Here is a 14561-nt window from a genome sequence, read left to right on the forward strand (position 1 = left end):
CACTCGATGAACAAGGTACCCGCCGAAACTTAACTCAAACTGAATGAGCCGCTCTAGATCGGGGCTTTCAGTGATATCAAAACGCGACTATTCCTACAGAAAAGTACGCTTATCCAGCAGTTTACAATAATGCCATCTGTCTGCCCGGCGGACAAAACGCCGTGCAATCCAGATTAAACCCTTCCCGCCGGTTGAGCCCCAATCGTTTGATCGCCTTGGCGAAACGTTGCGCCAGCAAATCGGCAAACGGCCCTTCGCCACGCATGCGTACACCGAAGCGGCTGTCGTAGACCTCACCGCCGCGCACCTGCCGCACCAGGCTCATCACATGGGCCGCGCGCTGCGGGTAATGGGCCGCCAGCCATTCCTCAAACAGCGGCGCCACCTCCAGAGGCAAACGCAGCATCATGTACGCCGCGCTTTGTGCCCCCGCGGCATGAGCTTCGGCCAGCAGGCTTTCCAGCTCGCTGTCGTTGATCATCGGGATCATCGGCGAACACAGCACGCCCACCGGGATCCCCGCCTCACGCATCACCCGGATCGCCCGCAGCCGGGCCTTGGGTGCAGCCGTGCGCGGTTCGAGGATGCGCTTGAGTTCATCGTCCAGGCTGGTGAGGCTGATCATCACCGCCACCAGCCGCTGCTGCGCCAACTCGGTCAGCAGGTCGAGGTCCCGCAGGATCAGCGAGCCCTTGGTAATGATCGTCACCGGATGACGGTAGCGCAGCAGCACTTCGAGGGTTTGCCGGGTGATCTTGTACTCGCGCTCGATGGGCTGGTACGGGTCGGTGTTGGAGCCCAGGTTGATCGGCGCGCAGGTGTAGCCCGGTTTCGACAGTTGCTGCTCAAGCACCTCGGCGGCGTTGGTCTTGGCGATCAGCTTGGTTTCGAAGTCCAGCCCCGGCGACAGGTCCCAATACGCGTGGCTGGGCCGTGCATAGCAGTAGATACAACCATGCTCGCAGCCGCGATACGGGTTGATCGCCCGGTCAAACGGGATATCCGGCGAGCTGTTGCGGGTAATGATGGTTTTCGCGGTTTCGATACGGACTTCGGTGCCCTGGGTCTGTGGCACTTCCTGATACCAACCGTCGTCTTCCGCCACGCTGACGGTGGGCGCAAAACGGTTGTGCAGGTTGGTGGCCGTGCCGCGCCCGCGAGGCGGCAAAGGGACATTCATAGTCAGACCTCATAAACTGTATCCATATACAGTATTCGAGAAGATCGCTTTTCACCAGCACCACTGGGCGGCGCGGTCTAGCATCGACCTTCGCACGAACGGAATGACACCTTCCTACATGTAACCAAACAAGAAATAAATCGCGACATATGTGACATGGATAAAGTTATTAACACATCGCTATGATCACAACTTAACTCATTACCACCTACAGGATATTTATGTCTCAGGATGAACTACGCTTTAAATGCGAAGACTTTGAAAAAGATAACAGCCCGGAAGTATTAATGGAGCGCTTTACCGACGGTAAACTGTCCTACGCCATGTATGCCTCTTCCTCCAACAGGGACGGGCACTACGACACCACTTCCTCCACCACCGACCTGGATAACGACGGCGACTTCGATGAACAGGACAAGACCATCTTCCTGAACATGGCGAATAGCTTTGTAAAAACCTGCGCCCCTCGATAATTAATCGGCTAGTTGCCAGGCTTATATATAAAACTATAAACCTGGCAACTGACACTACTTCTCTGAAGTTTGATCAGCTTCGGTAGTTACTGCATCTTTTCGCAAGTCTTTCACTTGCGAAGCCTTTACAGTCTCTCCCTTATTACCCCAACTGTCCCGAACGAAACTGACGACATCCGCCACTTCCTGATCCGACAGCCGCCAGGCAAACGCCGGCATGGTGAAGGTCGAAGGTGCCGTATGCGTCGCCGGCAACGTGCCGCCGTTCAACACGATGTTGATCAGCGACGTCGCATCCGCCGTCTGCAATACCGGGTTGCCCGCCAGCGCCGGGAACACGCGGGTGTAGCCGTGGCCGTCGGTACGGTGGCACGCCGCGCAGTTGTCGATGTACACCGAGGCACCCGGCTTGCTGTCATCGCCCTTCCACAGCGCGTCGGCGACTTGTTTGTCGTACTGGTGCGGCTGGTCCTTGGGATCCACCGCCGGCAGGGTCTTGAGGTAACGGGCGATAGCCGTCAGGTCCTCTTCCGACATGTACTGCATGCTGTGGACCACAACGTCGCTCATGCCGCCAAACACCGCACTGCGATCACTGCGCCCGGTCTTGAGGAATTGCACCAGTTGCTCCTCGCTCCAGCTACCCAGGCCGTCCTTGTGGTCGCCCCGCAGGCTCTTGGCAATCCAGCCTTCCAGCGGCGCACTGCCGGACAGGAAAGCGCTGCCATCCGACGCACTCAGGGATTTTTCCTGCATGGTCAGGGCCCGTGGCGTATGGCAGGCACCGCAGTGGCCAAGTCCCTCTACCAGATAAGCGCCACGGCTGATCACCGGGTCGGCGCCCGCCTGGGCCTGGTAGTCCTCAACCTTGGGGGCGAACATCCAGCGCCATCCGGCCAACGGCCAGCGCATGCTCAACGGCCAGGGAATGTCGCTGTCCTTGTTCACCTGCGCCACCGGCTCCACGCCCTTCATGAAGTACGCGTACAACGCCTGCATGTCGCTTTCGCTGACCCGCGCGTAGGACGGGTAGGGCATCGCCGGGTAAAGCGTACTACCGTTCTTGGCGACGCCATGGCGCACGGCCTGGTCGAAGTCTTCGAAGCTGTAGTCGCCCAGGCCGGTTTTGTCCGGGGTGATGTTGGTGGAGTAGATGGTGCCGATCGGGGTTTCCATCGGCAGGCCACCGGCGAACGGTTTGCCGCCCTTGGCGGTGTGGCAGGCCACGCAGTCACCGGCGCGCGCCAGGTATTCACCCTGTTTGACCAGATCGGTTTCAGCCGCACTCACCGAGCAGCTGCTGAACAAAGCCAGGGACGCGATAACAAATGCTTTCATGGTCATCGCTCCTTATGCCTGAACCAGTGGGCCGGGGTTTTTCAGGTACTGCTCGCGAATTGCCCGCGCCGACCAGTAGGTCAATGCCGCCACCAGGCCCGTAGGGTTGTAGCCCAAGCCTTGTGGGAACGCGGAAGCGCCCGGGACAAACACGTTGTGTACGTCCCAGCACTGCAGGTAGCGGTTCAAGGCACTGGTTTTCGGGTCGGTGCCCATGATCGCGCCACCGTTGAGGTGGGTGGTCTGGTAGGACGCGGTGTTGAAGTGCTCGCCCACCTTTTTGCCCAGCAAGGCAATCGCCTTGGGGTTCATCGCTTCGGCGATCTTGCTCATTTTTTCGACCATGAAACGGTTCATCTTGATGTCGTTTTCCTGCCAGTCGAAGGTCATGCGCAGCAGCGGCAGGCCGTAGGCATCGCGGTAAACCGGGTCCAGGTCGAGGTAGTTGCCACGGTAGGATTGGTGGGCGCCATGGGCATCCATCGACACCTGATGGGTGTAGTAATCAGCCGTGGCGCGCTTCCACGCGCTGCCCCAGGCCGGCGTGCCCGGCGGGTTGGAGGTGCCCGCAATCGGCCGGCTGCCCGCCTGGTTGACCCACATCGGCGAGCCGCCCACAAAGCCGTGCGGCCCATGGTCGAAGTTGTCGGCGTTGAAGTCATCGACCGCCACGCCATTGCCGCCGGCACCGATGAAGTTGTTGGTGTGCACGTCCTTGTCGAAGAACGCCTTGATGGTGGCCATGTTCTGGTAGGCGAAGTTGCGGCCCACCACGCCCTCACCGGAGATCGGGTCGTAGGGTTTGCCGATGCCCGACAGCAGCATCAGGCGCACGTTGTTGAACTGGAAGGAACCGAGGATCACCAGGTCCGCCGGCTGCTCGCATTCCCGCCCCTGGGCGTCGACATACGTCACGCCGGTCGCCTTGCTCCTGGTGCTGTCGAGATTGACCTTCAGCACGTGGGAATTGGGCCGCAGTTCGAACTTGGGTTCCTGGCGCAAGGCCGGCAGGATGTTCACGTTCGGCGAAGCCTTGGAATACATGTAGCAGACATAACCGCTGCAGAAGCCGCAGAAGTTGCACGGGCCCATCTGGGCGCCGTAAGGGTTGGTGTACGGCCCCGATGTATTCGCGGAAGGCAGGTTGTAGGGTTTGTACCCCACGGCCGTGGCGGCCTTCTGGAACAGCTGTGCGGAGACTGTGTTCTTCTGCGATTCCAGCGGGAAGTGATTGGAGCGATCCGGTGCGTAAGGGTTGCCGCCCTTGCCTTCGCCCACCAACTGGCCTTTCACCGTCCAGGCTTGCCCGGAGGTGCCGAAGACTTTCTCGGCATAGTCGAAGAATGGTTCCAGCTCTTCATAGCTGACGCCGAAATCCTGGATGGTCATGTCCTTGGGAATGAAGTTTTTCCCGTAGCGCTCTTCGTAATGGCTGCGCATGCGCAACTCGATAGGGTCCACCCGAAAGTGCACGCCGGACCAGTGCAGGCCTGCACCGCCGACACCGTTGCCAGGCAGGAAAGCGCCCAGTTGGCGGTTGGGCATCGCCACGTCATTCACGCTATGGCGAATGGTCACGGTTTCCTTGGAGATGTCCTGGAAGAGCTTTTTACGCACGCTGTAGGTCAGTTCGTCGATGACCTGGGGATAGTTGCCGTCCGGGTAGGTGTCCTGCATCGGGCCGCGCTCCAGCGCTACCACGTTGAGGCCAGCTTCCGTCAGCTCCTTGGCCATGATCGCGCCGGTCCAGCCAAAGCCGACAATCACTGCATCCACTTTCTTCATGATGGTCGCCACGTTTACGCCCTCTCGCCACGGATCGAAACAGCCGGGAAGGGGTATTGCTCGTTGCGTTCAACCCAATCCATGAAATCGGCGCGGGCGCCGGGGAAGCCGATCATGGTCCAGCCGACCATGCCTTTGTTGCCACCGTGGACCGGGTCGCAAAAGAACCCTTCCTTGGTGTTTTGCAGCAACAGATTGAAGAAAATCTTCGGCGGGACGCTGTCGAACTGCGCGTCGCCGGCCTCCAGGCGCTGCAACAACTTTTCCTGGGTAGCGCTGTCTTGCTCGGCAAATAGCTTACCGTTCATCGCTTTCGACCAGGCATCCGTGGCAGCGATGCCCAGGCGATAGATCTCCTTGGGCACCAATTTGCTCTGCCAGCCCATTTCAGGCGGCGCGTCGGCATTGAACGGGCCTTGCATGAACCACAGGGCACCCGCCGCGTACGGCGTGTTCATCTGACGGTCGATGTATTCCGGCGCGCCGGCTTCCAGGGCGCCTGGGCCCTGGTCGTCCGCCGGGATCAGGCGCGCAACGGCCGCGTTGATAAAGGCCCATTCCTCGGCAGTGAAATAGCTCGGCTCATAGGCCTTGCTGCTGACGGGCGCCTTCTCCGGGCTGGCTTGAGCCGGTTCGGGAACCGCCATCAGCATCGAACCGCCCAGGCCCGTGCTGGCGACAGTGACCACGGGGATCAAGGTCAAGGATTTGCGTAAAAACTCACGCCGGGGGTTGTCTTGATCTTGATCAGACATGGTGGCACCTCATCATGTGGTCACGGATTTATCAGCCGCTTCGAGGAACGACTTATAGTTTTGGCAGTAAATGGGATCCAAAGGACCCAAGGGGATAGAACACAGCAGCAATCAATAGTTACAAAGGATAGCAGGCTAAGGATCGGGGAAAATCGATTCAGCGCGAAAAAACCTGCTCGGAGCCGGCTTATTCACGATTCTTTGACGAGCACCTCACGCGGCATTGACCCCCTGTAGGCGAATCTGGGCCCCATCAGCCCCTTCCTATTCGGTTACATCGCGCATGTTCAAGAATCAATTGCTGCCTGCCCTCAGCCTCGTGTTCATGGCGTTGTTCACCACCGCACCCTCCCAGGCCGAAGAGCTCACGCCCATCCGTTCATCGGAATGGGCCCAGCCTGTGGGCAATCAATACAACCTGTATCAAATGTCGCCCACGCTCTATCGCAGCGCGCTGCCGGATAGCGGTGCTGTTCCTGTATTGGAAAAGCTCAAGATCGGTACGGTGATCAACTTTTTGCCCGAGTCAGATGCCAACTGGCTGAAATCACCCGGCATCAACCAGGTGCAATTGTCCTATCGCACCAACCATGTCGATGACGCCGATGTGCTCGCAGCGTTGCGCGCGATTCAGGATGCCGAAGCCAACGGCCCGGTGCTGATGCACTGCAAACACGGCTCCGACCGCACGGGCCTGATGGCGGCGATGTATCGGGTGGTGATTCAGGGATGGAGCAAGGAAGACGCGCTGAACGAAATGACCTTGGGCGGCTTCGGCGCCAGTAGCGGCTTCAAGGACGGCGTTCGCTACATGATGAAGGCGGATGTCGACAAGTTACGCACTGCACTGGCCAACGGCGAATGCAGCACCAGCGCCTTTGCGCTGTGCTCGATGAAAAGCTGGCTGAATACCGCGGACAACGCCAAAGACCCGGCCGAGGAAAAAACCGCCTGGGTGGTCGCTCCCTGAGCCATCAACCCAGGGAGCGCTTCTCGGTCAGTCTTTTTTCAGCTTCGGATTAGGGAAGAACTGCACCGCCTGCACCTTGGGGTCCGGTGCTTTCAACGCCGACGTATTAACCCGCGTACCCAATTCCTTGGGCACTGACAGACCTTGTTCATTCAGCGTGTCGGAATAGCCGCAAGCCACGCATTCGCGGTGCGGAACATCGTCCTCGCTCCACATCATCAACTTGTCCGGCTCGCTGCACGCCGGGCAGACTGCCCCGGCGATAAAGCGTTTTTTGGTTTTCACAGGTGCTTCACTCATGCTGCCGCGTCCTCACTCAGGCCGCTGTGGCGCAAGAGTGCGTCAATCGACGGCGCCCGTCCGCGGAAATCGACGAACAGCACCATCGGTGCCTGGGAACCGCCACGGGCCAGGATCGCCTCGCGGAACGCCCGGCCAGTCTCGGCATTGAGCACGCCATCTTCTTCGAACTTGGAAAAGGCATCGGCCGACAGCACTTCCGCCCACTTGTAGCTGTAGTAACCCGCGGCGTAACCGCCAGCGAAGATATGCGCGAAGCTGTTGGGGAAGCGGTTGTAGGCGGGCGGACGCATCACCGACACCTCATCACGCACACCTTCCAGCACCTGCAGCACGCTGCGGCCATCGCCGTGGGTAGCGTGCAGCTCGAAGTCGAACAGCGAGAACTCCAACTGGCGAACCATCATCAGGCCGGACTGGAAGTTCTTCGCCGCGAGCATTTTTTCCAGCAGGTCCTGAGGCAGCGGCTCACCGGTTTCATAGTGACCGGAAATCAGCGCCAGGCCTTCCGGCTCCCAGCACCAGTTCTCCATGAACTGGCTCGGCAACTCCACCGCATCCCAGGCCACGCCGTTGATGCCGGACACGCCGGCGTGCTCGACACGGGTCAACAGGTGGTGCAGGCCGTGGCCGAATTCGTGGAACAGCGTGGTCACTTCATTGTGGGTCAGCAGGGCAGGCTTGCCGCTGTCGGCCGGGGTGAAGTTGCACACCAGGTTGGCCACCGGGCTTTGCAGCACGCCATCAACCGTGCGGCGACGGTCTCGGGCGCCGTCCATCCAGGCACCCCCACGCTTATTGGCGCGGGCATACAGGTCGAAAAAGAAGCGGCCGACGTGCTGGCCGTTTTCCTTGATTTCGAACAGGCGAACATCCGGGTGCCAGGTGTCGAAGCCTTTCTGCTCGGCGATCTCGATGCCATACAGGCGTTGCACGATGGCGAACAGGCCGCTGAGTACCTTATCGATCGGGAAGTAGGCGCGCAGGGCTTCCTGGGAAACGCTGTAACGCTGCTCACGCAGTTTTTCGCCGTAGAAACCGCTGTCCCAGCTTTGCAGGTCCGCGCAGCCTTGTTCGGCGGCATAGGCCTTGAGCTGTTGCAGGTCCTGGGTGGCAAACGGCTTGCTGCGCTTGGCCAGGTCCCGCAGGAAGCTCAGCACCTGGTCGCTGGACTCGGCCATTTTGGTGGCCAGGCTCAGCTCGGAGAACGAGGCGAAGCCCAGCAGTTGCGCCAGCTCCTGACGCAGGTCGAGGATCTGTTCCATGACCGGGCCGTTATCGTTCTGACCGGCATTCGGGCCTTGGTCCGACGCGCGGGTGCAGTAGGCTGCGTAGATTTCTTCACGCAGGGCGCGGTCGTGGGCGTAGGTCATCACCGCGTAGTAGCTTGGGAATTCCAGGGTGATCAGCCAGCCGTCGAGGCCCTTGGCCTGGGCAGCCGCAGCCATTTGCGCCTTGGAGGAATCGGTCAGGCCGGCGAGGGTTGCTTCGTCAGTGACGTGCTTGGTCCAGGCCTGGGTGGCATCGAGCAATTGGTTGGAGAACTTGCTGCCCAGTTCGGAGAGCTTGCTCTGCACTTCGGCATAACGCTTTTGCTGCTCAGGCGGCAAATCGATACCCGACAGACGGAAGTCCCGCAGGGAGTGTTCCAGGATGGTTTTTTGCGCCACGTCGAAGCCGGCGGCTTCCGGGCTGTTGGCCAGGGCGTCGAAGGCCTGGAACAACTCGCGGTTCTGGCCCATCTCGGTGGAGTAGGCGCTCAGTGCCGGCAGGCACGCCTCGTAGGCTTCCCGCAGTTCGGCGCTGTTGCACACGGCATTCAGGTGGCTGACCGGGCTCCAGGCGGCACCCAGGCGGTCATTGAGTTCGTCCATGGCCAGGACCAGCCCGGCCCAGGTCGGATTTTTACCCTGGCTTTGCAGGATGCCTTCGATGGCGACGCGGTTGTCGGCGAGGATCTGTTCAATGGCCGGCTGCACGTGCTCGGCACGGATCGCCGAGAACGGCGGCAGGTCGTAGGACTGCAGAAGAGGGTTGTTCGCGCTCACGGTTGGCACCTTGGCTGAAGAAACATGTAAGAACAAAGATGGGGCCATCTTAATTACAATCAACGCCCACCGCAGCTATCAGCAGAAGAGAGAGAGCCTATCGTGACCCTTCGCACCTACCAGAATCACACGCCGGCCCTGGCCGCCGGGGCTTTCGTCGATGCATCGGCGGTGGTGATCGGCGACGTCGAAATCGGCACCGACAGCTCGGTATGGCCGCTGACGGTGATCCGCGGCGACATGCACCGCATCCGCATCGGTGCGCGCACCAGCGTGCAGGACGGCTGCGTGCTGCACATTACCCACGCAGGCCCCTTCAATCCTGATGGTTTCCCGCTGCTGATCGGCGACGATGTGACCATTGCCCACAAGGTCATGCTGCATGGCTGCACGGTAGGCAGCCGGATCCTGATCGGCATGGGCAGCATTGTGATGGACGGCGCCGTGGTGGAAGACGAGGTGATCATCGGCGCCGGCAGCCTGGTGCCGCCGGGCAAGAAACTTGAGAGCGGTTTTTTGTATGTTGGCAGCCCGGTTAAACAAATCCGCCCGCTGACTGACAAGGAACGGGCATTTTTCACCTACAGCGCCGCGAACTACGTAAAGCTCAAAGACCTGCACCTGGCCGAAGGCTTCGACCAATGACAAGGACACCCATGCATTACCAGACCGTTTTGTTCGACCTCGATGGCACCCTCACCGACCCGCGCGAAGGCATCACCCGCTCGATCCAGTACGCCCTCGCCAAACTGGGGATCGATGAGCCGGACCTGACCAAACTCGAGCACTTTATCGGCCCGCCGCTGCTGCAAGCGTTCATGCAGTTTTATGGCTTCGACGAAGCCAAGGCCTGGGAGGCGGTGAATTTCTACCGCGAGCGCTTCAAGGTCACCGGCCTGTACGAAAACCGCGTGTTCGACGGCGTGATGCCGCTGCTTGAGGAATTGAATGGCCAGGGCCGTCAGCTGTATGTAGCCACGTCCAAGCCTTGGGTATTTGCCCGGGAAATCGCCCGGCATTTTGATTTCGCCAAGCACTTCAAGGTGATCTACGGCAGCGAGCTGGACGGCACGCGCACCAACAAGGTCGAGCTGATTGCCCACCTGATGGCGCAAGAAAGCCTGGACCCGGCCAGCACCTTGATGATTGGCGACCGCAAGCACGACCTGATCGGGGCCCGCAGCAATGGGCTGGATTCGGCGGCGGTGGGTTATGGGTTTGGCAGCCATGAAGAGCTGAGTGCCGAGGCGCCGACCTGGCATTTCGAAACGTTGGCCGAGCTGCATCAGGCGTTTTTGCAACGGCCTTGAATGCGCTATCGCAGGCAAGCCAGCTCCCACATTTGATCACGGTCGGACAAGACAACTCAGTCAAATGTGGGAGCCGGGCTTGCCCGCGATGAGGCCCTACCGGCCAACCACTTGCCCGGATCCCTCCAACGCCCTCAGGGCCGCCTTGCGCTGATCCACCGGCAACCCGCCCAGCTTCTCCACCGCCGCAAAGAACTTCGGCCAATCCCCGCCTTCCTGCCGGAACAACGCGACGAACGCCGGCACCCACTGGTCATACAGCCCAAACGGCAGCAACCTTGCGTTGTTCATCGGCAGGTTGACCCAGGCGTCATAACGCTTGTCGCCACCCCACTGGCTATCGCGCATGTGCCGGTAGTCACGGCGCAGGCGCTCGAATTCAGCGGCCTTGGCCTGGCGCATGGCATCTGCCGTCAGCGGCTGCGCATACAACTGCTCCAGGCGTTTGCGGGTATCGAGCACCAGCCGGGTGAACTGGTCGCGCTGTTTCAACGCTGACTCGCTGGCAGGCGGCAAGCCTTGGGCGGCGCGCCATTGCCGGGTACCTTCCTGCTCGACGAAGGTGGCGTACGACTCGTTGAACTCGGTGTCGTCCTTCACATAAAACCGCTGGTGCGCCAGCTCATGAAAAATCAGCGTGGCCAGGCGCTCGTCCCCCCAGCTCATCATCGAACTCATGATCGGGTCGTTGAACCAGCCGAGGGTGGAATAGGCCTCCACGCCGCCAATCGACACATCCATCCCTTGCTGCTTCAACAAAGCCGCCTGGCCGCGTGCGGCGCCCTGGTTGTAGTAGCCGCGATAGGCCACGCAACCGGCAATCGGGAAGCAGTGGGTTTGCGGGGACAGGGAAAATTCAGGCGTGGCGAACACGTTCCAGACCACGTAAGGGCGGCCGATATCGGCATACAGCCGGTAACTCTGGTTATCCGGCAGGTGCAGGTGTTCGCTGGCGAAGGTGCGGGCTTTCTGCGACTGCGCCAAGTGCTCGCGCAGCACCTGTGGCCGGGACGGGTCGGCGACGACCGCGGAGACCGGCTCCCGGGCACGCAGCAATTGCCATTGGCCGTCTGCCAGTTGGCTGTAATAACTGACGCTGGAACAGCCACTGAGCAACAGCAGCATCAAGCCGGGAAGCAAACGCCTGACCATTAAAACCTCTCGCCGGTAACCATCCCGCCAGACTATCTCGCCTGTGGGGAATTTTTCCATGGCGTGGCGTGTTTATACTCATAGGGAGCGTGCTCCCGAACGCAGCCGTTCAAAAAACCATTCCTACAGTTGAGTGCTTAACATGCGTCAGCTACTGCTTCCCGTCGCCGCGATTTTTCTCAGTGCCTGTGCGTCGACGCCACTACCGCCGGTTGATCCACTCCAAGCCTGGGTCGACTTCACTACCCCGACACCCGGCGCCAAGCTGGTAATGGCGCAACGCCTGGACGGGAAAAACCTGAACGACGGGCGCTTCTTCCAAATGCCGCCTGGCAGCCATGAGCTGATGGTACGTTTTGATTTCGAGGTGCCTACCGGCGGCAGTTTCGGCGGGTTTGGCCAAACCACTGACCGTACCTGCTTCATGACCCTGCAATACGACCGTTTCGAGGCGGGCCAGCGCTATCGCCTGGAAGGGCGCTCACTGGGCTACAACCCGAATATCCGGCTGTACAACAAAGCGGGTCAATTGCTGGCCGAAGAACGTAGCGTCAACTGCATCTGATCAGTCGTTGTTCTTCTGGTAGACGATGGCTTTGGTGCCATTCTCACAGCTGCCGACAACCATGGCGCTGTCGTGCTTGTCAGCTTCTTCCTTGGTGACGATTTCGAGGGTGTAGGACGGAACGGCATTCGCCTGGATTTTGACCTCGATCTCCTTCCTGAGCTCTTCACAATCTTTTGGCGCCGCCAGCGCCGACGTGGCCAGTGCACAGCAGATAACCGCCAAGGCAATACGTTTCATGTGTGAAGCTCCCTGAATGCACGCGCACGGGTGTGCGCTGAGTCTGCAATCGGCTATTCGACCACATTTGCACCTGCAGGGGCGAGCAAGCTCACCCCTGCAAGGGGGTTGCATCAACTAACCAGCGTGCCATCCAGGGTAATGGTTGCATTCAGTACCTTGGACACGGGGCATCCTTCCTTGGCCTTTTTGCTCAGCTCATCAAACTGCGCCTGGCTGGCGCCCGGGATCTTCGCCTTGAGGGTCAGGTGCACGGCAGTAATCGCAAAGCCACCGTCCACTTGGTCCAGGGTCACTTCGGCCTGGGTGTCGATGCTGTCGGCCTTGAGCCCGGCATCGCCGAGAATCATGGAAAACGCCATGGAGAAACAACCGGCATGGGCTGCGCCGATCAGTTCTTCAGGGTTGGTGCCCTTGCCACCTTCGAAACGGGCCTTGAAGCCGTAAGGCGCTTCACGCAGAACGCCGGTTTCGGTGGAAATGGAACCCAGGCCAGTCTTCAGGTCGCCTTCCCAATGCGCGGATGCTTTTTTAACAATACTCATAGCGGTCTCCTCGAACGGTGGTTTTGCGTCAGTAAGGGTTCTGAGGATAGACGCCACGGCAAAGTTCATCTTGTCGGAGAAACCTAGCGATTAAGTAGGAAATTTCACCATCGCTATTGAATCTCGGGTATATGCCCTCATTGCATAGGACATGCACATGAAGCGGCAGGTTTTGGTTCGTCTAAGAAGCCTGCGCCCCCATTGGAGAAGCAGGCTTATGAAATCGCTGTCCGACGTAAAGTTCTCGACCCTCGACCTCGTGCCCGTGCGTGCCAACGGCAGCCCGGCGCAGTCGCTGCGCAATTCCCTGGACCTGGCCCAGCACGTGGAAAAATTCGGCTACAACCGTTTCTGGGTCGCCGAACACCACAATATGGACGGCATCGCCAGCTCGGCGACCTCGGTATTGCTGGGTTACCTGGCCGGTGGCACCTCGACGATCCGTGTCGGTTCCGGTGGCGTGATGCTGCCCAACCACGCACCGCTGGTGATCGCCGAGCAGTTCGGCACCCTGGAAAGCCTGTACCCGGGCCGCATCGACCTGGGCCTTGGCCGCGCACCAGGCTCCGACCAGATGACCGCCCGCGCGCTGCGCCGTGAACGCTCCGGCAGCGCTGATGATTTCCCGGAAGACGTGGCAGAACTGATGGCCTACCTCGGCCCGCGCACTCCGGACCAACGAGTGATCGCCGTACCCGGCACCGGCACCAACGTCCCTGTGTGGCTATTGGGCTCCAGCCTGTTCAGTGCGCAGCTGGCAGGCGAGCGCGGTTTGCCTTACGCCTTTGCCTCACATTTCGCACCGCGCCTGATGCATGAAGCGATTCGCGTCTATCGCAACCACTTCAAGCCTTCGGCCGTGCTGGACAAGCCCTACGTGATGCTCGGCATCCCGCTGGTGGCCGCCGACACCGATGAGCAAGCCGACTACCTGGCCACCTCGGTGTACCAGCGAATTCTCGCGCTGATGCGTGGGCAAAGCCTGGTGCAGCGCCCGCCGGTCAAGACTATGGACGGCCTGTGGCTGCCCCATGAGAAAGACGCCGTGGGCAGTTTCCTCGGCCTGGCCATGGTGGGCAGCCCGCAGAAGATCCGCGCCAAGCTGGAGGTGCTGGTGGAGCAGACCGGCGCTGATGAGCTGATCTTTACCTGTGACCTGTACGAACATGCCGACCGGATTCATTCCTACGAGCTGCTGGCGCAGGTCATGAAGGGCTGAATCCAGGAGTGAGGCGGGACGCAGAGCATCCCAGGCTTCATTCCCACGCGGAGCGAGGGATCGCAGGCATAAAAAAACCGACGCACTTGCGTCGGTTTTTTACGTCTGCAACACGGGATCACCCGCGCTTGTAGGCGATTTCCTTGGTACCGGCTTCACAGCTGCCGACAACCGTGTGGTCACTAGGTGCAGCACCTTTGTCCACGATTTCCAGGGAGTAGCCCGAAGCGCCTTTCGCGTCGATTTTCGCCGCAATCTCGCTTTTCAGCTCTTCACAAGGCTTGCCCGCCGCCAGGGCCGTGCCCGCAATGCTCAACAAACCTACCGCCAACAAAAAGTTCTTCATCCGTCACTTCCTTGGGTTGATCGAAAGGAAGCACGCCGACGCTCGTCACGTCGACGTGCCTAAAGGTTGTAGCGGAGTTTATGGCAATCGGCCAGCGCGCAAGTTCAACCGGCTCAATCAACTACTGGCAATTCGGAACCCCACCTTGAGGGTGACCTGGAAATGCGCTGCCTTGCCGTCCTTGATGTGGCCACGGGTTTCGGTCACTTCAAACCACTCCAAGTGCTTGATGCTCTTGCTGGCTTCAGCCAGGGCATTGTTGATGGCCTCCTCGATGCTGGTCGCGGAAGAGCCCACCAGTTCGACTTTCTTGTAGGTGTGATGATCACTCATAA

17 protein-coding genes are annotated in these 14561 nt (G+C 60.0%); 6 read left to right on the forward strand and 11 right to left on the reverse strand.

Features of this window, described 5'->3' with window-relative positions; genetic code table 11:
• Nucleotides 1–121: 121 nt before the first annotated feature.
• Entirely contained in the window at nt 122–1180 is a 1059-nt protein-coding gene (locus HX817_RS19995) for a PA0069 family radical SAM protein (protein ID WP_087694555.1), read from the reverse strand.
• Between the two features lie 287 nt (nt 1181–1467).
• Here HX817_RS19995 and HX817_RS20000 point away from each other — a divergent pair, with 287 nt between their 5' ends.
• Nucleotides 1468–1653, forward strand: a complete 186-nt coding sequence (locus tag HX817_RS20000) for a hypothetical protein (RefSeq protein ID WP_177040934.1) — start codon at nt 1468–1470, stop codon at nt 1651–1653.
• A gap of 54 nt (nt 1654–1707) precedes the next feature.
• On the opposite strand, the gene HX817_RS20005 is transcribed toward HX817_RS20000, so the two are convergent.
• The 3 genes from HX817_RS20005 to HX817_RS20015 are packed head-to-tail and all read right to left on the reverse strand — an operon-like array spanning nt 1708 to nt 5531.
• On the reverse strand, nt 1708–2991 hold the full coding sequence (locus HX817_RS20005) for a cytochrome c (protein ID WP_177040936.1): 1284 nt from the start codon (nt 2989–2991) through the stop codon (nt 1708–1710).
• Nucleotides 2992–3003: 12 nt separating this feature from the next.
• On the reverse strand, nt 3004–4788 hold the full coding sequence (locus HX817_RS20010; protein ID WP_003214867.1) for a GMC family oxidoreductase: 1785 nt from the start codon (nt 4786–4788) through the stop codon (nt 3004–3006).
• 2 nt (nt 4789–4790) lie between these two features.
• Nucleotides 4791–5531, reverse strand: coding sequence for a gluconate 2-dehydrogenase subunit 3 family protein (locus HX817_RS20015; RefSeq protein WP_003214869.1), 741 nt, complete (start codon nt 5529–5531; stop codon nt 4791–4793).
• Nucleotides 5532–5814: 283 nt separating this feature from the next.
• On the opposite strand from HX817_RS20015, the gene HX817_RS20020 reads away from it, so the two are divergent.
• The gene (locus tag HX817_RS20020; RefSeq protein WP_177040938.1) at nt 5815–6501 is read left to right on the forward strand and encodes a tyrosine-protein phosphatase; all 687 of its coding nucleotides are present in this window, start codon (nt 5815–5817) and stop codon (nt 6499–6501) included.
• 27 nt (nt 6502–6528) lie between these two features.
• On the opposite strand, the gene HX817_RS20025 is transcribed toward HX817_RS20020, so the two are convergent.
• Together HX817_RS20025 and prlC are read right to left on the reverse strand one after the other, a co-directional pair.
• The gene (locus HX817_RS20025) at nt 6529–6801 is read right to left on the reverse strand and encodes a YheV family putative zinc ribbon protein (RefSeq protein ID WP_003214872.1); all 273 of its coding nucleotides are present in this window, start codon (nt 6799–6801) and stop codon (nt 6529–6531) included.
• Nucleotides 6798–8849, reverse strand: a complete 2052-nt coding sequence (gene prlC / locus HX817_RS20030) for an oligopeptidase A (protein WP_003214874.1) — start codon at nt 8847–8849, stop codon at nt 6798–6800. Before prlC ends, HX817_RS20025 begins: the two co-directional genes overlap by 4 nt.
• Before the next feature lie 102 nt (nt 8850–8951).
• On the opposite strand from prlC, the gene HX817_RS20035 reads away from it, so the two are divergent.
• Together HX817_RS20035 and HX817_RS20040 are read left to right on the forward strand one after the other, a co-directional pair.
• A complete protein-coding gene (locus HX817_RS20035; protein WP_003214876.1) occupies nt 8952–9494 on the forward strand; it encodes a gamma carbonic anhydrase family protein in 543 nt (180 codons plus the stop codon).
• 11 nt (nt 9495–9505) lie between these two features.
• Entirely contained in the window at nt 9506–10159 is a 654-nt protein-coding gene (locus HX817_RS20040; protein ID WP_177009008.1) for an HAD family hydrolase, read from the forward strand.
• A gap of 96 nt (nt 10160–10255) precedes the next feature.
• Here HX817_RS20040 and HX817_RS20045 read toward each other — a convergent pair whose 3' ends face one another.
• Complete coding sequence (locus HX817_RS20045) at nt 10256–11311, reverse strand: aminopeptidase (protein ID WP_102367819.1); 1056 nt, start codon at nt 11309–11311, stop codon at nt 10256–10258.
• Nucleotides 11312–11453: 142 nt separating this feature from the next.
• Between HX817_RS20045 and HX817_RS20050 the strand changes: the two genes are divergently transcribed.
• Nucleotides 11454–11876, forward strand: a complete 423-nt coding sequence (locus HX817_RS20050; protein ID WP_177040940.1) for a hypothetical protein — start codon at nt 11454–11456, stop codon at nt 11874–11876.
• Here the strand turns inward: HX817_RS20050 and HX817_RS20055 are convergent, their stop codons facing one another.
• Both HX817_RS20055 and HX817_RS20060 read right to left on the reverse strand, forming a co-directional pair.
• The gene (locus HX817_RS20055) at nt 11877–12116 is read right to left on the reverse strand and encodes a DUF1161 domain-containing protein (protein WP_003214887.1); all 240 of its coding nucleotides are present in this window, start codon (nt 12114–12116) and stop codon (nt 11877–11879) included. It abuts the gene before it with no gap.
• A gap of 113 nt (nt 12117–12229) precedes the next feature.
• Nucleotides 12230–12661 (reverse strand): OsmC family protein, encoded by a 432-nt coding sequence (locus HX817_RS20060; RefSeq protein ID WP_008439587.1) that lies wholly within the window; start codon nt 12659–12661, stop codon nt 12230–12232.
• Between the two features lie 217 nt (nt 12662–12878).
• On the opposite strand from HX817_RS20060, the gene HX817_RS20065 reads away from it, so the two are divergent.
• Nucleotides 12879–13880, forward strand: coding sequence for an LLM class flavin-dependent oxidoreductase (locus tag HX817_RS20065; RefSeq protein ID WP_087694564.1), 1002 nt, complete (start codon nt 12879–12881; stop codon nt 13878–13880).
• 118 nt (nt 13881–13998) lie between these two features.
• Here HX817_RS20065 and HX817_RS20070 read toward each other — a convergent pair whose 3' ends face one another.
• Both HX817_RS20070 and HX817_RS20075 read right to left on the reverse strand, forming a co-directional pair.
• Nucleotides 13999–14226 (reverse strand): DUF1161 domain-containing protein, encoded by a 228-nt coding sequence (locus tag HX817_RS20070; protein ID WP_003214893.1) that lies wholly within the window; start codon nt 14224–14226, stop codon nt 13999–14001.
• 117 nt (nt 14227–14343) lie between these two features.
• Nucleotides 14344–14559, reverse strand: a complete 216-nt coding sequence (locus HX817_RS20075) for a dodecin (RefSeq protein ID WP_008439585.1) — start codon at nt 14557–14559, stop codon at nt 14344–14346.
• Between the last annotated feature and the right edge of the window lie 2 nt (nt 14560–14561).

The sequence above is a fragment of the Pseudomonas sp. C6002 genome, assembly GCF_013385805.1.
In the GTDB taxonomy this organism is placed as follows: domain Bacteria; phylum Pseudomonadota; class Gammaproteobacteria; order Pseudomonadales; family Pseudomonadaceae; genus Aquipseudomonas.